Source organism: Trichocoleus desertorum AS-A10, from assembly GCF_039962155.1.
Classification (GTDB): Bacteria; Cyanobacteriota; Cyanobacteriia; order FACHB-46; family FACHB-46; genus Trichocoleus.
This window is the reverse complement of sequence record NZ_JAMPKN010000029.1, coordinates 26,034-47,813: the sequence shown is the minus strand read 5'-3', so window position 1 is coordinate 47,813 and position 21,780 is coordinate 26,034. Positions and strand designations below refer to the sequence as shown.

17 protein-coding genes and 1 pseudogene are annotated in these 21,780 nt (G+C 50.7%); 3 read left to right on the top strand and 15 right to left on the bottom strand.

Annotated elements, in window-relative coordinates:
* Positions 1–395: pseudogene (locus NDA01_RS23995) on the top strand (IS4 family transposase); the annotation flags it as partial.
* 160 nt (positions 396–555) lie between these two features.
* On the opposite strand, the gene NDA01_RS23990 reads toward NDA01_RS23995, so the two are convergent.
* Both NDA01_RS23990 and NDA01_RS23985 read right to left on the bottom strand, forming a co-directional pair.
* Entirely contained in the window at positions 556–2,778 is a 2,223-nt protein-coding gene (locus NDA01_RS23990; protein ID WP_348229973.1) for a GAF domain-containing protein, read from the bottom strand.
* A 175-nt stretch (positions 2,779–2,953) separates the two neighbouring features.
* Complete coding sequence (locus NDA01_RS23985) at positions 2,954–3,760, bottom strand: MOSC domain-containing protein (RefSeq protein WP_348229972.1); 807 nt, start codon at positions 3,758–3,760, stop codon at positions 2,954–2,956.
* Positions 3,761–3,973: 213 nt separating this feature from the next.
* Here NDA01_RS23985 and NDA01_RS23980 point away from each other — a divergent pair, with 213 nt between their 5' ends.
* Positions 3,974–4,783, top strand: coding sequence for a hypothetical protein (locus NDA01_RS23980; protein WP_348229971.1), 810 nt, complete (start codon positions 3,974–3,976; stop codon positions 4,781–4,783).
* Positions 4,784–4,875: 92 nt separating this feature from the next.
* Here NDA01_RS23980 and NDA01_RS23975 read toward each other — a convergent pair whose 3' ends face one another.
* From NDA01_RS23975 to NDA01_RS23920, 12 genes are all read right to left on the bottom strand, one after another.
* A complete protein-coding gene (locus tag NDA01_RS23975) occupies positions 4,876–5,715 on the bottom strand; it encodes a metallophosphoesterase (protein ID WP_348229970.1) in 840 nt (279 codons plus the stop codon).
* A gap of 59 nt (positions 5,716–5,774) precedes the next feature.
* A complete protein-coding gene (locus NDA01_RS23970) occupies positions 5,775–6,458 on the bottom strand; it encodes a response regulator transcription factor (RefSeq protein ID WP_348229969.1) in 684 nt (227 codons plus the stop codon).
* Positions 6,455–7,936 carry a sensor histidine kinase gene (locus NDA01_RS23965; protein ID WP_348229968.1) on the bottom strand — a complete coding sequence of 494 codons (1,482 nt, stop codon included), beginning with the start codon at positions 7,934–7,936 and terminating at the stop codon, positions 6,455–6,457. Before NDA01_RS23965 ends, NDA01_RS23970 begins: the two co-directional genes overlap by 4 nt.
* A 137-nt stretch (positions 7,937–8,073) precedes the next feature.
* A complete protein-coding gene (locus NDA01_RS23960; protein ID WP_348229967.1) occupies positions 8,074–8,625 on the bottom strand; it encodes an HD domain-containing protein in 552 nt (183 codons plus the stop codon).
* Positions 8,626–8,703: 78 nt separating this feature from the next.
* The gene (locus tag NDA01_RS23955; protein ID WP_348229966.1) at positions 8,704–9,156 is read right to left on the bottom strand and encodes a nitrate reductase associated protein; all 453 of its coding nucleotides are present in this window, start codon (positions 9,154–9,156) and stop codon (positions 8,704–8,706) included.
* A gap of 206 nt (positions 9,157–9,362) precedes the next feature.
* Positions 9,363–9,827, bottom strand: coding sequence for a phosphate-starvation-inducible PsiE family protein (locus tag NDA01_RS23950; protein ID WP_348229965.1), 465 nt, complete (start codon positions 9,825–9,827; stop codon positions 9,363–9,365).
* Between the two features lie 20 nt (positions 9,828–9,847).
* Positions 9,848–12,058, bottom strand: coding sequence for a molybdopterin oxidoreductase family protein (locus NDA01_RS23945; RefSeq protein ID WP_348229964.1), 2,211 nt, complete (start codon positions 12,056–12,058; stop codon positions 9,848–9,850).
* Between the two features lie 206 nt (positions 12,059–12,264).
* Complete coding sequence (locus NDA01_RS23940) at positions 12,265–13,767, bottom strand: NarK family nitrate/nitrite MFS transporter (RefSeq protein ID WP_431193508.1); 1,503 nt, start codon at positions 13,765–13,767, stop codon at positions 12,265–12,267.
* Positions 13,768–13,894: 127 nt separating this feature from the next.
* Complete coding sequence (locus NDA01_RS23935) at positions 13,895–14,728, bottom strand: nitrate ABC transporter ATP-binding protein (RefSeq protein ID WP_190552325.1); 834 nt, start codon at positions 14,726–14,728, stop codon at positions 13,895–13,897.
* A 90-nt stretch (positions 14,729–14,818) separates the two neighbouring features.
* Positions 14,819–16,864 carry a nitrate ABC transporter ATP-binding protein gene (locus NDA01_RS23930; RefSeq protein ID WP_190552324.1) on the bottom strand — a complete coding sequence of 682 codons (2,046 nt, stop codon included), beginning with the start codon at positions 16,862–16,864 and terminating at the stop codon, positions 14,819–14,821.
* Positions 16,865–16,969: 105 nt separating this feature from the next.
* Positions 16,970–17,806, bottom strand: a complete 837-nt coding sequence (gene ntrB / locus NDA01_RS23925) for a nitrate ABC transporter permease (protein ID WP_190439727.1) — start codon at positions 17,804–17,806, stop codon at positions 16,970–16,972.
* Positions 17,807–17,891: 85 nt separating this feature from the next.
* The gene (locus NDA01_RS23920; protein ID WP_348229963.1) at positions 17,892–19,223 is read right to left on the bottom strand and encodes a CmpA/NrtA family ABC transporter substrate-binding protein; all 1,332 of its coding nucleotides are present in this window, start codon (positions 19,221–19,223) and stop codon (positions 17,892–17,894) included.
* A 114-nt stretch (positions 19,224–19,337) separates the two neighbouring features.
* Between NDA01_RS23920 and NDA01_RS23915 the strand changes: the two genes are divergently transcribed.
* Complete coding sequence (locus tag NDA01_RS23915) at positions 19,338–19,574, top strand: hypothetical protein (RefSeq protein WP_348229962.1); 237 nt, start codon at positions 19,338–19,340, stop codon at positions 19,572–19,574.
* On the opposite strand, the gene NDA01_RS23910 is transcribed toward NDA01_RS23915, so the two are convergent.
* A complete protein-coding gene (locus NDA01_RS23910; RefSeq protein ID WP_348229961.1) occupies positions 19,541–21,496 on the bottom strand; it encodes a ferredoxin--nitrite reductase in 1,956 nt (651 codons plus the stop codon). The two genes, NDA01_RS23915 and NDA01_RS23910, sit on opposite strands and share 34 nt — an antisense overlap.
* Between the last annotated feature and the right edge of the window lie 284 nt (positions 21,497–21,780).

The following is a 21,780-nucleotide window of genomic DNA, read 5'->3' as shown; positions in this document are numbered from 1 at the left end:
CAAGCTGCAATCGAGCTTATGCCAAGCGCATGGGGATTGAGCAGATGCTCAGAGATTGCAAAAGGGGAGGCTATCATTTGGAGAGAACGGGACTCAAAGGCACTCGCTTAATCACCTTATTGCTAGTCCTAACTTTAGCCTATGGGGCCGCAACCTTTGTTGGACAAAAACTGCGTCAACGGAGGGTAACTCATTACATTGCTCGTTCCTCCCAATTACAGCGCAGCCGTCCTAGACATAGCTACTTTTATACGGGTTTGTATGCCTATGGCTGGGTCAACTTTGTCGACACCTGTGCGGATTTGGTCAATGCCTTATTGCAATTGAGCCCTGGAAAGCGACCGTTTTATCAACGAGGTCAACGGGCTATGTCCCTGGTTCGCTCTCCTTTGTAAGCCCTTATGTCCCCCCAGCAGTTCTGCTTAACAACCTTTTACAAACACTTTCTTGGCTGAACTTTAGTTGATGAAAATAATTGTAGTACAGGCACCTTACCTACGGCGAACAGGGTATCCGTACCACAAGTGAATTGTAGATTCAGTTATTAGGATTGATTCAATTATTTGGGCTTTCTAGAGAAGCATAAAGTGGCAATTCAATAATAAAACTAGTTAAATTATTTGCGCTTTGAGCGTGAATTGAGCCGCCTAAATGTGTAACTAATTTACGCACCAAAGCCAAGCCTAGTCCGGTACCTGCTTGTTTCCAGGGGTCAGAATTGGGAATGCGGTAGAACTTATCAAAAATGCGAGTTTGTTCACTTTGTGGAATTTCTACGCCAGAATTACTCACACTCAACTGCAAGCTGTCTGATTGGGCGATCGCTGAGACAATGATGTTTTCATAGGCAGGAGTGTATTTACAAGCATTACCCAGTAACTCGGATAGAACTCGCTCCAAATGAGAAGCATCAGAAAACAGAAAAGGTAACTGATCAGGAAGCTGAAGTTGTAGCGTTTGTTGCAACTTGCTGGCCTGCTCCTCAAAAGGTTCGATGACCCCAGGTAGCCAATTCTTCAAATTAATAACTGCAGGGTCTAAAGATTGATTGCCTGCGTCGAGTCGTTGCAAATCCAATAAATCATCAATTAAGCTAATTTCTCGCTCACATTCATCTTTCAGAATTTGCAGATAGCGAGTAGTTTTACTACCTTCCGCTTGAGGTTTAGAGGCATACTGGATACGCTCTTTTTCTAAAGATAATTCCAGCATGTGAGTTGCCATTTTCATGCTAGCCATTGGGGTTCGCAACTCATGGGAAACCGTGCTGAGAAATTCATCCTTAAGGCGATTCAGCTTTTCGAGCGCTTCTACTTGAGCTTGGGAAGATTGGTACAGCCGAGCTTGGCGGATGGCGATCGCACACTGATTTGTTACTTGAAGTACTAAGCGAATTTCTAATTCATTGAAAACGGCATACTTTTCCTTAAACAGCCACAAGTCCCCAATCACACCTTGGTCGTCAAAAATGGGGCAAGCCAACATCGCCAAGCGGCCTCGACCGGAGGCTGGGATAATTTCACAAAACTGCGAATACTGTCCTTGGTGAAGTTGATGATAAATTTCGGGAAATTCAACTGCTTTTGGCACTAAGCGACAGCCTACCGTATTAGGCATCATGTACTCGTGAGGAATCTTGGCGCAGAGCTGCTCTCCCCCATAAAGGCTGGTACCACAGCAAGAAACTCCCAACACATTCACGAGTTCTGCTATTGCCGTTTCAAGGATTTGGCTCTCATCCAGGCTGTCACGAACTTTATCGGTAATCCGTTTCAGCATCGCTTCATACTCCAGCGCTCGCTGCAATTGAGTCGTGCGCTCCTGCACTTGGCATTCTAAGTCGGCGTTGAGATGTTGGACCTGCTGATAAAGCTCTGATTGCTGAATCGCGATCGCCACTTGGGTCGTGAGTCGCTCCACCAGCTTGATTTCGGAGGGTTGCCACCGTCGAGGACCAGAGCAATGATGAGCCAGGAGTAGTCCCCACAGTTGGTCTCCCTGCAAGATCGGCACGACTAAGTTGGCGCGGACGTTAAATTGAGCCAACAAGTTAATGTGACAAGGCGCAATCCCGGCGGTGTAAATATCCTCGACTGCTCGCACATGGCCCTGCTTGTACTGCGTAATGTAGGTGAGGGCGAAGCAAGGATCTTTCGTATTCTTGCCCAACACAGAGGGCCATTCGCTTCCAACCGATTCGACTGCGATCGTGCCGCTCCAGTCTGGTTCAAAACGATAAACGCTGACGCGATCGGTTTGAAGAAACTGTCGTACCTCGACAACTGTAGTGTTGAGAATATCTTCTAAATTGAGCGATTGCCGAATGCGTTGCGAAATCACCCCCATCAAGTGTTCCCACTCGGTTTGTTGGTGCAGTTCTACCATCGCTTTGCTGGCTTGAAGCAACCGCCGCACCCGTTGCCGCAACACGGCCCAATGGATCGGTTTGGTGATGTAGTCCGTAGCTCCTGCGGCAAAGGCTTGATCAACCGAAGCTTGGTCATCTAGTGCGGTGATCACCAATAGAGGGATGCGATCGCCTCCTGGTAATGTTTTGAGCTGACGGCAACAGGTGAAGCCATCCATCACGGGCATGATGGCATCGAGCAAGACAATATCTGGGCGGAGGCGAGCATAAATCGTTAAACACTGCTCTCCGTCTCGCGCTTCGGCGACTCGGTATCCTTCTTCCTCCATGGTTTCTCGTAACAGCGATCGCGCCGTTTTATTGTCATCGACAATGAGAATTAGAGGAGCATCTGGAGAGACAGAACTCATGCTGGGCACTTCTAGTCTGGGGCAGACTGCATTGGGGGTGAATAGAAGCTTTGTAGTGAACTTCTAGTGAACAAAGTTTTGTTTATAATCTGCCCTAGTATGCCCACTGTTCAAGGTTCTCTATAGGGCAAAAGCGCGGATTCTACATCGGCCACCCCAGCAAGAAAGTCCGCAATCAAGAGGATGTCACTTCGATCAAGCGATCGCCAATTGTCACCGTGCCACTTTGAAGGACTGTAGCCAGGACTCCGGTTTGACGATGACCTAGGGTGGGTTGCAACGCCGCGAAAATGGAGCAATCTTGAATGCCTGTATCTGGATTGACATCGACATTAGCGCAACGGTTGATTGGCGCTGCGATCGCCACTTGAGCAGTACCCAGTTGAAAGGTTTTGCCGACCCACCTCAACTCTTCCCAAGCAGGAATGCCTGTGAGCATAACGTTGGGTCGGAAGCGGCGCGGATCAACGACATGTCCTAACTTCTGGCCTAAATCTTCTAAGCTGGCTTGGTTGATCAGCGAAATATGGACAGGATCGCGGTCAGGGTAGCGGGTGCTATTGCCGTCTCCGACTAAACGCAAAGGTGCTTTTTCGGGATGGCGAGCGGTGGCAGTGGGTTGCAGTGCCGCTAAGTATCCAGTAAAAAAAGCACCAATGCGATCGCGCCCTAGTGAGGTATTAGTTACTTCAGCTAACAACTGCACCCCTTGCTGCTTCACCATTAACTGGCTGGTGACTGGGTCATACTCGCAAGTGAGGCTGGCTAAACCAGGCCAGTCAGCCTGCATGGCAAAATTGTTTTTCCTCATCCACGGCACTTCGGCTTCTGACTCCACTGAGGCTGCATCGGCATACATGAGGGCAAAGCCGCGATCGCCTGGAATGCCGTGGCCTGCTTGGAGCGAGACGCGATCGCCAGCATGAGGGGTTAGCCCTTTGATGAAATAGGTAAACAGGTGGGTGACTTCTATGGTGCTCATCTATCTGTTGTGCGATCGCTCTTAGATCAAAATTTCATTTCTAATCCTGCCATTTATTCCGGATACAGCCCTGCCTTCTTAGAAGAAAGGAATGGTAGATGCACCCTGAATTCAATCCCTGGCTTCGGCTGGGGGTTTTTTGTTTGTGCTCCCGTTGTAAATTTTTCAACCCGGATTCCGTAGGTTTAGAGCTAGGCATGTACTTTTAGATGCATGAGTATGCATCAAACCCGCGATCGCCACAAATATGCCATTCTTTCCTGGGCAGTTTTGCTGAGCAGCCTCACGGAAACCCTTCTAGGAATTCCTACTTTAGCTCAGGGGAGTAGCAAACCCGCCAACCAATTACCGTTGCCACCCGCCTATGTGGAGGCGATCGAGGATGCCAAGTTAGCAGAGCCGCAGGAAATTTACCGCAACCTCACACCCATTGTTTGGTACAACCCTGCTTTAGTTTGGGATCGAAGCCGCGTTTTAGTAACAGTGTGGACCACTTATTCTGGGTACACCAGCCGAGTGGGTGGTTTGATGCGTTTGCCTCTCGATCTTTGGGTGACAGCAGCTCCCGATTTACAAAATTTCTGCAAAACCTACCGTCCTACCCAGGAAGTCTCCCTAGCCTATCGGCTCAACCAACTGTTGGGATTGCCTCCAGATGCAGCGAACCAGCCTCGATCCATCGTGGAATTGTGGGTAGAACCGAGACACCTGTTTCGTCCCACGCCTGACCCTGACATTAGCGATCGCGAGGCAACCTTAGAATTTCCGCTGAATGAGTTTGCCACAACCCCGCCGAGTTATCAGGAGTGGTTTAGCGCTCAGTTTGCCAGTCGCTACCCCACTATGGGTAAATCTTATCCCTGGACCCAACTGGGATACACCTATGACTGGGGCAGTCAATCGGATTGGCAACGGTTTAAGCCAAATCACCCCGCTCAGGTGGGCTTAAGCGAATTTGTGGTTCGCCAGGGAGCCCAGGTAACAGTTCGTTCTACTCAGAGGGCTGAAGCGTATTGCCGCTAGCTCAACCGTTGTCTAATATTAGATCGCCCTGCTGATTTAGGATAAACGACCTGAGCGGGCAGCCAACTCCAGGACAATAGCGCATCACGTCTTCATGCGTCCTGGCAAACAAGGGTAATCGCAGTGACTTCCGGTGGACAAAAGAGCCGCCCAGGGAGATAAGTGCCGAGACCCCGGTTGACGTAAAGCAAATTATTTCCGACTTGATGTAAGCCGCTAGCCCATTCCCAATGCTGCACGACTCGGTGGCAATGTTTTCTCATAGACGGAATGGCGCTGCGGATCGTTTTAGGAATGCTGTAGAAAACATCTTCGTACAATTTGGAAATGGTGCCAAAACCAGGGATGACGACTTGACCGCCGTGAGTGTGACCAGAAAGTTGCAAATCTACGCGCCACTTTTGCAGAATTTGGGCGGTATCTGGGTTGTGAGAGAGAACAATCCGAGGCACGGCAGGATTTAGCTCACTGAGGACTGGAGTGGGAGCGAATTCTCCTGACCAAAAATCGGCTAAACCCACAAAGGCTAAATCGGTGCCCAAGGGGTAAGCCACTTGATTCCACAAAACCTGAGCACCAATACTGGTGAGAGCAGCCGTAACTTCCGCTTGAGAGTGGTCTTCGTGCAGGTCGTGGTTGCCTAAAACCGCCAAGATACCTAAGCGACTGCGTAACTGCTTGAGATGCTGCACCAGATCATGAATGGGATCTGGCTCATCCGTGACATAGTCCCCGGTTAGCAAGACTAAATCTGGCTCTAGGGCATTACTAGCGGCGATCGCCTGGGTGAGTAAATCGTCTGAGAGCCGCAAACCATCGTAGTGAAAATCAGAAAACTGCACGAGCTTTGTATTGTGCAGAGCCGGAGGGAGCCCAGCGATCGCAACAGTCACAGGATCAACGCTTAACGGTCCAGTCAGGAGTCTGTGCATGGCTTCAGGATGGCTGACTTCACTGGCCTCAGCCTAGCATTTCAGGTCTGCAAATATACTCAGTCACGCAAGACGTAACCTACTCCCCGCACGGTTTGAATCAGGCGTTTTTCTTGGTTGGCTTCGAGTTTGAGGCGGAGATAGCGAATGTAAACTTCAATAATGTTGGAGTCACCCATGAAGTCGTAACCCCAAACTTGCTCCAAAATGCGATCGCGGGTAATCACTTGGCGCGGGTGAGCCATGAGGAAATCCAGCAGATCGAATTCTTTCGCAGTAAGTTCAATGGCGCGATCGCCCCGGAAGACTTCGCGAGTTTGGCGATTCAGACTGAGATCTGTGAATTGTAAAACTTCTGGTTCAGTTTCTTGCACTCGTCGCAGGTGGGCTCGGACTCGTGCTAGCAATTCTTCAATACTGAACGGTTTGACGACATAATCGTCGGCTCCTGCGTCCAGCCCTGCTACGCGATCGCTGACTTCATCCTTGGCAGTAAGGAGCACCACCGGAACTTTATCGCCTGTGGTGCGGAGGCGACGACAAACTTCCAAACCTGACAAACCAGGCAGCATCCAGTCGAGAATAATCAAATCTGGCTTGGCATCTCGGGCTGTGGTCAGTCCTGCGAAGCCATCGTGCGCCAGACTCACCTGATAGCCTTCATAGCTCAGCTCCAGCTCAATAAATCGAGCCAGCTTCACTTCATCTTCAACCACTAGGATGTGGGCTGGAGGGGCAGTCATAGTTTTACAGAGGGATTGGGTAAGGTGACCGTAAAGACGCTGCCCTCCCCTAGTTTGGAGCGCACCGTAATACTACCTCCCATACCTTCGACCAAGGTTTTCACAATCGACAGCCCCAGGCCACTGCCTCCAGTCGAGCGAGAACGAGCTTCATCCACGCGGTAGAAACGCTCAAAGATGCGGGTTTGGTGGGGGAGATCAATACCGCAACCGCGATCGCTGACTTGGAGAGCAACAAACTCATCAAACTGATGCAAGCGTAAAGTCACAGGGGTGTGAGGCTCAGAATATTTAACCGCGTTATCGATCAGATTGATCAATACCTGGCGCAAACGGCTGCGATCGGCTTTGACGTGAATTGATTCTGCCCCAGAACCGTGGGCATCGAGACGCTCAATTTCAACTTGAATGGTATGACTACTGAATGGGTCTGCCATGCTAGCTACTTCGCGTAACAGTGAAGCTAAGTCAATCGGTTCCCAGGAGAGATGCAAGTAGCCGCTGTCAGCTCTGGCAAGATCGAGGAGGTCTTGCAACAACCGGATAATGCGCTCAGTTTCGACTGCGGCAATATCTAGGGCTTCCTGCTGAGCTTCTGTTAAGTTCTGGCTACGGCGCTGCATACTTTGCAGATAGCCATGCACAATCGTCAGCGGCGTGCGTAATTCGTGAGAAACATTGCTGACGAACTCCCGCTGTTGCGTCCAAGAGTCAGACAAGCGAGACAACATCGTATTGAAAGTCTGCGCTAAATCAGTGACTTCGCTAGGGGCACTATCGAGTTGCAATTGTGCTTGTCCTAAGTCATCCACCGAAATAACTTGAGTCATCTGGCTCATCTCTCGCAAAGGTTGTAGCGATCGCCGAATATAAGACGCGATCGCCATGGCCAGCGCCAGAATTGCTAGCAAATTGACTAAGCTTAAGCTGCGAATCAAGCCTAAAAACCGAGCTTGATCCCGGGTAATATCTTGAGCAATATAGAGTTTGCCGATGCGAGTGCCGTTAATGGCTAAAGGCTCGCTACTGAGCAACAAATAAGAGCCATTAATCCAAGAGCTTTGGGGTTTAGTCGGCAGCCAGGGCAAAGAATCCACTGCCGCCACAATTTGGCTGGCTCGCTCCGTCTTCAACGTTTCCGCTTGCGCTAAAACACTGCCATCCGGTGCCCTGGCCCAAATGAGCAGATTCGGACTAGTGACGTTGTTGATGGCCCGTCGCAACCCAATGTCTACCGGAATCATTTCACTGTACAGTTCCACATCGCGCGGCAAGCGATCGGTGAGATAGATAATATTTTGTTTGTGAGAATCAATCAGAATTTGGTAGGTCGTCCAAGTTGTCCAGATTGCCACCCCACCAAAACTCAGAACTGATGCCCCTATAATGCCAACCGTGAGCCGAAATTGTAGCGAAAATGGATCGATTCGCCCCTTGTTTTGAGTAATTTTTGTGAGCAAATCGCTAATGAGATTCATTCAACTAGCTATTGGTGAAGATTCAATTTTGTCTACTCAAACCTATTTTTTTACTTCACAATCAAGTAAAAGTAAAACTTAAAAAGATGATGTGGCTCTAAACCAAATATTAGTTTTTCCTGAGAAAGTTAGATACTTCAGCGATCGCTTAGTTGATTGATCCCTTGTTGATAAACCTGATCAAATACAGCTTCTAACTGAGCGTGGTTACCCCGCATCTGATCCACCACTTGCTTCGCCCAGACAAAATATTCGCGCTGGCGATCGCAAGACCAATCCGCCGGAGGTGAGGCAATAATATCTCGCAAATTAGAGATTTTGTCAGCCAGTTTCACCAACTTTGCCTTGGCACTTAAATGGGCTGCATGCTCAACTTGCTGTTGTTTTCGCTCTTGTTTAGGTAGAGATTTGTCATCTGTCACCTCCTGAACCAACTGCTGCACCTCTTCCCCAAACTCCTGAGCCAACTCAGCAAAAGTCGTTGCAGTATCCTCAACCGTGTCATGGAGTAGTGCTGCCATAATTACCGCTGGATCTGTGACTCCTCCGGTATTCCACAACAAATTCACCAAACTAATTGGGTGATTAATGTAAGGAGAAGCCTCCAAATCTTTGCGTCGTTGGTCTCGATGCTTACGCGCCGCAAAATCTAAAGCTTGCCAGATCAACCCAGCTTGTTGCGATTCCATAGAACTGCTCCACGTCAGTACCTTTAGTCTATGAACTACAAGACTGATTTAGCTCTGAGTAATTTCGCGGAGTTTTTGTCAGACCAACTGGAACTCCTGCATGGCTGGCAAAAAATTGCTGTTTTCGTGACCCGATCGACTGAGTTTAAGCAGCACAAAGCGTTGCAGCGGTAAGAGCGATCGCCATTGCTCCAGCGTCAGCGCTACCCCAGTTTCCGTAGCCTTCTCCTGCACACTCACCGGAATTGCAGTTTCATCCATCCAAGCAGGGCAGACCTCAATCGGCAAATCACTCGCAGCGTGGCCCGTATGCTCCACAACTATCCGCTGCAAATGCTCCCGATAACTCACAACCTCCCCCTCCATCACACAAGGGAGATCTACCAAAGATTGCCGCTCCCCTTGCGTAAACTGATGCCAATGTTGCAACTTCAACTTCACACCACAAGTATCCAGCTTGTAGCGTACCTGCATGGGAATACAACGGAGAGACTCAACAAAATCAGCTTCAAACTGGAAAAAATCAGACATGAGGAGGGGAGTAGAGGAGGGATGAAGGAGGAGGGGATAGGAAAGGATGAGGGATGAAAAGTGAGGAGTCAGAAGGAATGAAAAAAGAAATAGAACCAGAATCGAAACACTGACAGTTACGTTCGTTTGGAGGGGGCCTGGGGGACGCAACCGTCCCTCAGCGGGGGTTTGGGGGCGAGTGCCCCCAAGGTCCGGATTTTGTAAATTTAGGGCTCCTTAGCATTCACATGACGAACCACCCAATAACTAATAGAGAGAGAGAAAATCGCGATCGCCAAACCTATCAACTCCACCCCCGTCGTCTTCTCAAAATCCAGAATAATAATTTTACGCGCCACCGCAATCAGCGAAGTCACCACCACCAGTTCCACTTGCACCACATGCTTGCGCAGATAAGCCGCAATATTTTCTAGAATCTCTAGCGCAATCAAGATATTGAGAAATAGCCCAAAAATCTCAATCAGCGTGGTGCTAAATAACCCAAAAGGCTCAGAAAAGATCTCTAAAACTAGAAATCTCACCAAATCAATCACTGCTACGGCTAAAACCACTACCATAGCAATCGACAAAGCTCTAGAAACTAATGCCTCAGCCCCACCCAGGAACCTGAGAAAGTTCTCATTGCTGCCAGCATCGGCACATTGTCTGGTGACTTTTTTCAGCGATCGCATCTTTACAGCGCTCAGCCAGATTAAGAAGATGGTGCGAGAATACTCGATCGCGCGGCGGGATGCAAATTCTCTTGAGGACTCATACCCGCTTTGATCGGCACCAATTGCACCGCACAAGCTTTCAACTCTGGCTGTTTAGAATCGGGGCAACACTCTGGATGCGTCAGGGCATTCGCTTCGGCCTGGTCAGCCCACAAAAAGCCCCAATGCATCGGCACAAACACCGTCCCAGGCGCGATCGCCTTCGTTACCGTGACTGGAAAACGGGCTAAACCCCGCCGCGATCGCACCTCCACCCAATCTTTGTCCTGTAAGCCCAATTCAGATGCATCACGAGGATGAATTTCTAGAAAAGGATTAGGGTGCATTTGCCGCGTTTTCTCAATTCGTCCGGTGCGAGTCTGGGTGTGCCAGTGACCGTAAAGACGACCTGTCGTCAGCACCAAAGGATATTCTGGATCAGGCCGTTCGGCTAAACCACGGGAATGGTAAGCCCCAAAACGCGCCCGCCCATCGGGAGTGTGGAATCGAAGCTCCTGATAGAGTCTGGCAGGTTCTCCAGGCTTGACCTGACCCGAGTCTCGACAAGGCCACTGAGCCGGGCCTTTAACTCGCAGGCGTTCGTGGCTCAGTCCCGTCATTTCGCAAGGGCGATCGCGAGTAACTTGCGCAAATTCAGCGTAGACTTCCGCAGAAGTCGTAAAGGCAAACTGTTGAGCAAATCCTAAGCGCCGTCCCACTTCTGCAAAGATTTCCCAATCCGCTTTTGCTTCACCCGGGCGATCGCGAAACGCCTGACAAAGGGTGACTCGTCGCTCCGAGTTAGTCATCACTCCAGTTTTTTCCCCCCACTGGGCTGCTGGCAAAAGTAGATGAGCATACTCAGCCGTCTCCGTGGGGAAATAAGCGTCTTGGTAAATAGTGAAGGGCGATCGCTTCAGCGCGGCTTTGGTGCGCTCCAAGTCAGGCATACTCACCGCAGGATTAGTGGCAGCAATCCACAGTACACCCACATCTCCCTGCTCTAGCCCAGTGATCATTTCCCAAGCCGTCCGACCCGGATGCGGAGAAATCTGCCCAGGCTTCAGCCCCCAAAATTCCTCTAGTTCCGCTCGGTGCTGGGGATTTTGCACCACGCGGTAGCCTGGAAGCAAGTGAGCTAAGCCACCTGCCTCTCGGCCCCCCATCGCATTGGGTTGACCAGTTAGAGAAAATGGCCCCGCTCCGGGCTTGCCGATTTGCCCTGTCATCAGGTGCAGGTTGATCAAGGTTCGGACTTTAGCCGTACCTTCGCTAGATTGGTTCACTCCCATCGACCAGAGGGAAAGTACTCGCTCAGATTCCCCCCAGTAACGAGCCGCGGTTTCCAAATCTTCCACGGCAATGCCACAGCGCTGTGCCGTCATCTCCGGCGTGTAGTCTTGCATGACCTGAGCAAACGCAGGAAAGTTGGCGGTGCATTCATCGATAAAGCTGACATCAAAGTGGCCCCACCGCATCAGCAAGTGAGCCATGCCGTTCATCAAGTCAATATCAGTGCCAGGACGAATGGCTAAATGGAGATCGGCGGCTTGGGCGGTGGCGGTTTCGCGCGGATCGACCACAATCATTTTGACGTGGCGGTTTTGCTTGTGATACTTCCGCAGGCGATTAAAGATGATGGGATGACATTCGGCAGTGTTAGTCCCAATCAGAAACGCACAATCGGCCAGTTCTAGGTCGTCGTAGCAGCAAGGAGGACCATCTGCCCCAAAGCTTTGAATGTAACCAGAGACCGCTGAAGACATACAAAGACGCGAATTGGCATCAAAGTTGTTGGTGCCGAGACACCCCTTCAGCAGTTTTTGTGCCGTGTAGTAGTCCTCGGTTTGGAATTGACCAGAACCGTACATGCAGATCGCTTCTGGCCCTTGCGTATACCGGACGGTTTGCATGCGCTGCACGATGCAGTCATAAGCTTCTTCCCAGGTGATGCGGCGAAACGGCTGGGTTAAAGTATCCCGCAGCATGGGGTAGAGCAGACGATCTTTATTCAACGATTCTGCGATCGTGGCTCCCTTGACGCAGACCATTCCTTGGCTAGAAGGATGAGCGCGATCGCCCCGGACTTGCCAAATGGGTGTACCAGCACTATCTCTGTTAATCGGCTTACCAGGCTGCGCGGGTGGCAACACTTCTAAGCCACAGCCAACACCGCAGTAGGGACAGAGAGTTTTAGTCGAGTCAGTCATAACTGTCGTCTATTGGTAACCGTACATCTAAGAGAAAAAATGGTAGCGTCAAGCGGCGAGAGCTATAGTGCTGCCTGCTTGACGCTTTTTCTCTGCTAGCGGTACGGATGTTCGATGGGCTTACACTTTTGATAAGCATAAATACTTACCATTCTAATGTAGGCAACCTGAAAATGAGGCAGCACGCCCCCTTTAGGGATGGGTGATTAGGAATTAGTATGTGATTCATCCGCCAACATAGGAATGGACTGGAGATCTGAGGTTTCAGCTGGGTCATCGTAGTGAGCCGCAAAGGAGCCTTGGGGTTCTTGCAACAAGAAGGCGCATAAGCTGGCGCAAATCAGCGCGGCGATTCCCATCGTTTGGAATAGCACCTGAGCATCGGTAAGGCTGAAGATGGTGAGATAAACCACGCCACCAAAATTGCCGTAGGCACCAACATTTCCAGCGACTTGTCCTGTGATCTCTTTTTTAATCAGAGGCACGATGCTGTAAGTAGCTCCACAGCCAGCTTGGGCAAAGTAAGCCGAAAACATGGTGACAGCGATCGCCAAAGGAATGGGCCAGTTTTGGTTGATGTTATAGGCTAAGAGATACCCAACGCCGATGCCAAACATGAGGAGGGTCATCGTCCATTTGCGGCTACCAAATTTGTCAGAGATCAAGCCGCCGCTGGGACGAGAAACTAAGTTGAGGAAGGGATAGCAAGCTGCGATCATCGCTGCCATCACATGTTCTAGCGCAAAGGTGTTCTCGAAAAAGGCAGGCAGCATGGAAACAGCCGCGAGTTCAGAGCCAAAGCTGGTGACATAAGTGAACTCTAGCAAGGCAATTTGGCGGAATTGGTAGCGATCGCTAGGTTTATAGATTTTTCTGCCGCTTAACAATTCGCGGTTGACATCCCAAGCTTTGTGAGTTTGATAAGCAAACAGGGCGGCCAGTAAACCCCAAGCCACCAACATTTGAGGCGTGTTGAAAAAGTTGATTTGGGGTTGTGCTAAGCGCCATGCTAACAAGGCCAACGCCAGGATCAAACCTAAGTTTGACAGGATCAACGCCCAAAAACTTTTAACACTGGTGACTTCGAGCGAGCCGCTGCGCTTGGGACGGTGATATTCCTGCCCGGAGGGAGTGTCTTGCGCCATCCGCATGTAGATGTAGCCGTAAATGGCTGCAACGATGCCGCTCAGGGCGATCGCCACCCGCCAACCGCTACTGCCGCCGGCTAAAAAAGCACTACCAACAGCGAGCGAGGGGAGAGCAAACTCCGCTGCAAAGGCTCCAAAATTTCCCCAGCCGCCATATACGCCTTCGGCTACCCCAATTTCTTTAGGCGGAAACCACTCGGACACCATGCGAATGCCAACGACAAAGCCAGCGCCAACAATGCCCATGAGGAGACGGCTAATCACCAACTGGCCGAAGTCTTGGGATAGAGCGGTGGCTAAGCAAGGAACGACGGCAAACATCAACAACACGGAATAGGTAATCCGGGGGCCGAAACGATCCAGCAGCATGCCGATGATGATGCGAGCTGGAATTGTAAGGGCCAGGTTACAAATGCCTAAGGTTTTAACTTGCTCAGTGGTGAGGTCTAAGTCTTTGCCAATGGTGGTGGCGAAGGGTGCAAAGTTAAACCAGCAAACAAAAGTGAGAAAAAAGGCAAACCACGTCAGGTGAAGAATGCGGTAGCGACCCCTGAATGACACCAATCCTTGAAGCACGTCAAAACCTTTGAATTCAACAGAGGGATCAATCCCTAATTCCAAACGGGTAAAGTTGCGGGTACGGAGTGAGAGATAGCCCCAAAATCGATGACAGTTGTCAGAGCCAGAGTTAGTGCGCTAGGGCAAAGCGACTGTAGAGGAAATCGAGAGCGTAGTTACGGAGGCTGTAGTATTCTGGGCTTTCTAGCAACTGAGCGCGATCGCGAGGACGAGGGAAGGGGATCTCTAGCACCTCACCAATCTGAGCCGAGGGGCCATTGGTCATCATTACCAGGCGATCGGCTAGGAATAGCGCCTCGTCAATGTCGTGGGTAATCATCATCACGGTGCAACGATGATCCCGCCAGATTTGCAGCAGCTCCTCTTGCAGTTCTTCCTTCGTGATCGCGTCTAGCGCTCCAAAGGGTTCATCCAAGATCAGCACTTCCGGACGAATGGCCAGAGCACGGGCGATCGCGACCCGCTGTTTCATCCCGCCCGACAGTTGCCCTGGTTTTTTGTCAGCGGCTTCTGTTAGACCCACCATTGCCAGGTGTTCCCGGACAATCTTCACCTTCTCAGCCCGTGGCTTGTCGGGATAGACTTCATCCACGCCGAGGTAGACGTTGTCAAAAGCGCTCATCCAGGGCAGCAAAGCGTAATTCTGGAACACCATCATCCGGTCGGGTCCAGGCTGAGTAATGCGTTTGGTTTGCAAACGCACTTCTCCGGTGGTGGGTTTGTTAAAGCCTGCCACCATGTTTAGGAGGGTTGACTTACCACAGCCAGAGTGACCGATGACGCAGATAAACTCGCCTTCGTAGACCGTGAGATCAATTCCATCTAAAACTGTGTAGGGACCGTTGGGCGTGGGGTAGACCTTAGAAACGTTGTCAATGACCAAGAAAGGGTCTCGGTTCATGGCTGGAGATGAATCTAAGGCTTGACCGTCGAGAATTTGCATGGTTCCTAGGGGAGGAGGGATGAGAGGAAGGATGAAAAGGGAGGGAGGAGGGATGTTCGGCTCTGCCGTTCGCGAAGCGTAAAAGAAAAGCTAGGCGGCGATCGTGGGACTTGTGGAGGTAGGAGTAGTTGCAGTTGGGGTGGGGGCGGGTTGATCGAGGATGATTTCTTCGATGCGGATATCGCGATGGATCGTGAGGCGATTGAGATAACCGATGGGATCGTCGGGGTTGAAGAGAGTGCCATCAAAGAGCTTAAAGGAATCGCGATCGGGTTCGGTATCGGGCCAACCGAGTTGTCTAGCGGCTTCTCCATACAGATCGACCCGCCGGACGCGATCGAGAACTTCGACCCAATTTTTGGGGAAAGCAGTAATACCCCAACGAGCGAGTTGAGTCAAAATCCACAGCCCTTCTACGCGACCAGGACAGTTGGCTTGACCGACGTGAAACTGGTTGTAGCGAGGCAAGTTTTGGGGCGCTTCGCCGTTGCCGCGATTGTAAGGGTCGATGAAACCAGGTCGAATGTACTGGGCGGCGGTGCCGACATATTCAGGCCGAGCTAGCAGTTCTACAATCTCTTCCCGGTGGCGGCGATCGTCACAGTATTCGCAGGCTTCCAGTATCGCTTTGAGCAGAGCGATGTGAGTTTCAGGATGCTCGTTTGCCCATTCTTCACGCACCCCTAAGACTTTCTCTGGGTGTCCGGGCCAAATGTCGAGATCAGTGGCGATCGCATATCCCAATCCTTCCTGAATCGCCCGCGAGTTCCAAGGTTCACCTGAACAATAGCCGTCGATGTGGCCTGCTTTGAGGTTGGCGACCATCTGCGGCGGCGGAATGACAGTTAAGCTGACATCTTGATCGGGATCAATGCCTCCGGAAGCTAACCAGTAGCGCAACATCAAGTTGTGCATGGAAGCAGGATGGACAACTCCCAGGGTATGAACTTGGTCGGGAGCTTGACGGATGGCGTTTCGGAAGTCGGCTAGAGTTTTTACTCCTTGCTCATGAAACTTTTTGTCGAGGGTGATGGCATTGCCATTGCGATCGAGCACCAAAGCTGTAACGACTGGCACAGGCGCATTGCCACCCACACCAATGGTCATCGAAAGGGGCATGCCTGCCACCATCTGCGCGGCATCGAGTCGGCGACTGGTAATGCCTTCTGCAACCGTCTTCCAACTCGATTCTCGGACCAGATTGACTTCGTCTAGACCATGCTTCTTGAAGAAGCCCTTCTCTTTGGCGACTACAAGAGGAGCACAATCTGTGAGGGGAATAAAGCCAATGTCTAAGTTGACTTTTTCGAGGCCGTGACGGGCGATCGCAATGTTCTGCTTGGCTTGCCGCTTCTTCGCCCGTTTTTGCTGGTTGAGGAAGTAGATAATCTCACTCCGCATACTGTAGTAGTTGGGGTGGTTTACCACTTCCAAGCGATGGCGGGGGCGCGGAATCGAGACTTCTAGAATCTGACCAATATGCGATTCAGGCCCATTCGTGAGCATGACGATGCGGTCAGAGAGGAGCAGCGCTTCGTCTACGTCGTGCGTCACCATCAAGCAAGTCACACGGCTCTCTTCGCAGATTTTCATCAACTGCTCTTGCAGGTTCCCTCTGGTGAGTGCATCTAATGCTCCAAAGGGTTCATCCAGTAAAAGTAATTTAGGACGAATGGCTAAGGCACGCGCGATCGCCACCCGTTGTTTCATCCCACCTGACAACTGACCCGGACGCTTATCTGCCGCCGCTCGCAACCCCACCAAATCAATATGGTGTTCGATGATGCCCCGTCGCTCTCCTTTAGGCAGGTTCTTAGCGACTTCATCGACTGCCAGGGCAATGTTTTCGCGCACTGTCAGCCAAGGCAACAACGAGTAGTTTTGGAACACCACCATGCGATCGGGTCCGGGTGACGTCACTTGCCGACCTTCCAAAACCACACCACCGCTGGTGGGCTTATCCAAGCCTGCCACGATGTTGAGTAGGGTCGATTTGCCGCAGCCAGAGTGCCCGATTAGAGAAACAAACTCACCTTGGCGAATTTTTAGCTCAATATTTTTCAGCGCGACATAGCTGCCGCCATTAGAAAGCGGGAAGACACGGTCAATGTGATCGACTTCAACGAAGGCAGACATGGTGCTAGGAGGGATGAAGGATGAGGGATGAAATTAGATCGGTGATTGAGAGAGAGATAGCAAGCGCTGAGTTATGCTGAGCATCAATATGGCTCACTCAGGCATTTACTTCTGTTCTTCAGTAACAACCAGAGAAGCGACGTAGTTGACCAGCTTGTCCAGGAGTAATCCCACCACGCCAACGTAAACCAGAGCCAAAATAATTTCGCTAATGCGGGAGCTATTCCAGGCATCCCAGATAAAGAAGCCGATGCCAACGCCACCGGTAAGCATCTCAGCCGCTACGATCGCCAACCAGGAGAGACCAATGCCAATCTTGAGGCCAGTGAAGATGTAGGGCACCGTGGCGGGGAACAGAATCTTGAAGAAGTACTTTTGCTTGGAAAGCCGCAGGACTTTAGCGACGTTGTTGTAGTCTTGCGGAATTTGCTTCACGCCAACGGCTGTGTTAATCAAGATCGGCCAGATGGCGGTAATGAAAATAACGAAAATTGCGGAGGGGTTGGCTTGGCGGAACGCGGCCAAGGAGATCGGCAACCAGGCTAGAGGCGGAACAGTTCGCAAAACCTGAAACAGAGGGTCCAAGGCCCGAAACATTAACTTGTTCGTGCCAATCAAAATTCCCAGACCGACTCCCACAATCGCAGCCAGAGAGTACCCGATCGCGACTCGCTTCAGGCTGGCAAAGATTTGCAGAGCTAGGCCTTTATCGGTGTCACCGTTATCGAAAAAAGGATCAATAATCAAATCCCAAGTTTCGGTGACGACTGTGGTAGGTGCTGGTAGCGGAGCTTTGGGGCCTGAGCAGAGAATTTGCCAAATTACCAAAAAGATGAGGATTGCGACTACAGGAGGAATCACATTGATTGCCTGCTTCCGTAGCTGAGGCAGCAAGTTGGCAGGGAAAGAATTAATGGCGTTACTACTCGATCTAGCTGTCATGCTCTCTTGTTCCTCGTTAGGTCGCAGGTGAGAAAAGAAGGGTAGGAGCTTAGACAATCAAGCCCCTACAAATTCACGGTTGGACTTAAACTTCGACTTTCTTGATTTGCAAACTCTTGAGGTAAGCTTCTGGATTCTCAGGGTCAAACTTGACGCCATCAAAGAAGGTTTCCACACCGCGAGAAGGGCTCTTAGGAGTCATAGCTTCTTGACCGAGTGCCTTAGCCGCTTCCCGCCAGATGTCTTCCCGGTTCACAGCATCGACTAGTTTCTTGGTGTCTGTTTCTGGCTCAAAGTAACCCCAGCGAATATTTTCGGTGAGGAACCATTGGTCATGGCTCTTGTAAGGATAGGAAGCATTGTCAGCCCAGAACTTCATGATGTGGGGGCTGTTCTCAACCACTCGACCATCTCCGTAATCAATGCGGCCTTGGGCTCGCTCAATAATGTCTTTGGCTGGAACCTTGAACCATTCCCGTTGGGAGAGAATGTCACACATCTCCTCTTTGTTTTCTGCCTTGTCGCACCACATCTGGGCTTCTTGCACTGCCATTAGGAGGGCCTTGGCTGCTTTAGGGTGCTTATCAACCCATTCAGCCCGCATGGCGAAGGCTTTTTCTGGGTGGTTATTCCAGAGTTCTCCAGTGGTGAGAGCGCTGTAGCCGAGTCCTTGGTTGACGAGCTGAGCATTCCAAGGTTCGCCAACACAGAAGGCTTCCATGTTGCCGACTTTCATGTTGGCGACCATTTGGGGCGGTGGCACCACGATGGTCGAAGCATCTTCATTCGGATTTAGGCCACCCGCTGCGAGCCAGTAGCGCATCCACAGATCGTGAGTGCCACCGGGGAAGGTAACGGCGCACTTGGTTTCTTTCCCGGCGGATTTAGCTTGAGCAAAGGCATTTTTGAGCGCATTGCTCTGCAAACCCACTTTCAAGTCTTTGTAAGTGTTGGCAACGGAGATGCACTGACCGTTGACATTGAGACGAGCCAAGATGTACATCGGTACTTTCTTGCCATCAGTCACTTTGCCTTCAGAAATTAGGTAAGGCATCGGAGACAGGATATGAGCGCCATCGATCCCGCCGCCCTCGGAACCCAGCACAATGTTGTCACGGGTCGCCGCCCAAGAAGCCTGCTTGGCCACTTGGACATCCTTCATACCGTACTTCTCAAATAGACCCTTTTCTTTGGCGATGATCAGGGGAGCGGAATCTGTTAGGGCAATGAAGCCGAGCTTGGCCGTAGTGACTTCTGGCGCATCAGCGGCGGCAACATTAACCGCAGGAGCAGCACTGGGGGAAGTGCTAGCAGCAGTATCGGTCGAATTGGAGGACGTACAGCCGTGGGCGAGTAGAGTACCTGCGGCTGTAACGCCTGCTGTCAAGATGAATTTCCGTCTCGAAAACTTCGTCATCCTCGTTCACCAATACTCAAGTTATAAGTTGTGAAAATTTTGGGGTGTTGGTAGTTTTCTATACCAACAGCTTGTCATTACCCTACCGATGTTGCTCTAGATAAAATGTTACCCATGAGCAATTTTGAAGTTTTTCTACAGGTTTTGGCGTTTTTGTCTGTAGCGAAACATACTTGTGGTTTTCAAGCCGTAACTACCTACCTCGCAATCCATCTGGGGGATGTGAGGCTTGGGGTGCAAGCAGCGATCGCTCCCTCAATGTGCCTCTCGGTTATCACCGTGATTGAGCGAGAGGCAGTAAGGAAAACAACGGCTAATCAAGCATCAATGACAACCTTGCCGATGGGATGAGCAATACAGGTTAAAATCCAGCCTGCGGCTTGCTCACTGGCATCCAATGCATCCGGCTCACCTTCATAGTGCACTTGGCCTTCCAGCAGTTTTTGTTTGCAAGTGCCACAGGTGCCTGCCTGACAACTGCTATCTAGCTCTACCCCTGCTTGAGTCGCTACATCCAATAACGTATCTGCTTCGGTACAAGCAACTTCTTTGCCAGATTTAGCAAAGCTGGCGATCGCAGGTTGAGCGGGAGGAGCAGGGGGAGCTGAGGGAACTGGCGTTGCCACTGCCACAGGTTGATAGCTGGATGCCGCAGGGACATTGACAGCCGCAACCGGGCTAGCAACTACCTCATCTTCTACAGAAAATTGAATTTGAGCAGAAGTTTTTAGGGGAGTCGTGCGGATTTGAGCGCCAAAGTTTTGGATCAGGAGATTCGTGAGAAATGGTTTGAGATCTTCGCAAGGAATGGATTTCTGTACACAGGTGCCTAAGACGGCATGTTTGCCAACCTTGCCACCCATGTAGAGGTCTACGCCTTCCACCGTTTTGCCATCTTTGCGAACTTTAGTCCCCATGAGGCCAATATCAGCCACTTGAGGTTGACCGCAGGAGTTGGGGCAACCTGTCCAGTGAATCCGCACCGATTTCGGCAAAGAGAGTTCTGAATCCAATTCTTGAATCAGGGCTGCGGCGCGGTTCTTGGTTTCAATCAGGGCAAAGTTGCAGAACTGGGATCCCGTGCAGGAAACCAGCGATCGCGAGAGCGGCGCAGGATCAGCGGTAAAGCGTTGCAGCAGAGGCTCTTTCAGGAAGGGGCCTAAGCGGGAATCAGGAATATTGGGAACAATCACATTTTGTTCAACACTGAGGCGAACCTCTCCACTGCCATAAACTTCGGCGAGACGCGCTAAGTCGAACATATCTTGGGCGTAGAGGCGGCCTACTGGAACATGTAGTCCCACATAATTTAGTCCGGGTTGCTTCTGAGCGTGAATGCCGACATGGTCACGCTTATCCCAGACAATCTCATCTTTGGGAGCAGCCGTCTGGAGCGCATGACCCATTTGTTGCTCAACTTCTGAGCGGAACTTATCGAGACCCCACTCATCAATCAGCCACATCAAGCGCGCTTTTTGGCGATTGGCCCGCAGACCGTGGTTGCGATAGACCAAGAGAATCGCTTCACACAGAGCCACCACATCGCGGGGATCAACCCAGACATTCATGGGGATTGCCGCTTCACAGCGCTTGGCGGAGAAGAAGCCACCGACTAAAACATTGAAGCCTAGGTTGTTGTTTTTGTAGGCGGGGACAAAGGCGATGTCATTGATTTCCGCGTGGACTGAGTTATCTCGGCAGCCCGCGATCGCAATATTAAATTTCCGAGGCAGGTTGGTAAAGGAGGGATTGCCTTCACCGTTATTGGTGATCATGTCCTGCACTTTACGGACGATGCCGCGAGTGTCGATCAACTCGTCTGCATCAATGCCTGCAACGGGAGAGCCTGTGATGTTGCGGACGTTGTCCATGCCAGACTGGATACTGGTGAGACCCGCTTCCTCAAAGCGACGGAAGATATCGGGTAAATCTTCGATGCGGATGCCGCGCAACTGAATATTTTGCCGAGTGGTAATGTCACCGGTGCCGTCTTCACCATAGCGTTGTAGCACTTCGCCGAGAACTCGGACTTGGCCGCTGGTAAGGATGCCGTTGGGAATCCGCATCCGCAACATAAACTTGCCAGGAGTGACAGGTCGGAAGAACACACCCAACCATTTGAGGCGGTAGTCGCGATCGGTTTCATCCATCGCTTCCCAGCCAATTTGAGCAAAGCGATCAAGTTCTTTTTTGACCTCTAAACCGTCTTTTTCAGCTTTGAGTTTCTCAAATTTATTGCTTCCAGTCGCTGGATTGGTTGCTGCGGTTGTCATGAATCTACCCGTGTCACTGCTGGCTTTAAGCAAGGTTTGAATTCAGATGAATTCAATGTAATTTGCCGTTTAACGTTTCTTACCAGCTAAGGTTATGAGTACTTAGCTAGTGAATTCGTATCTATAGTTACAAAATGTTTCTATATATGAAACACTTGCATGTAAGTCATGCTGTTTTGACATAACTCGTTGATTTCAAACGATCTAAAAAACATTTGATTTTGCAACAAAGGATACAAAAGACCTAATTAATAGGTGCTGCTTCAAAAAAATAAAAGCCTATC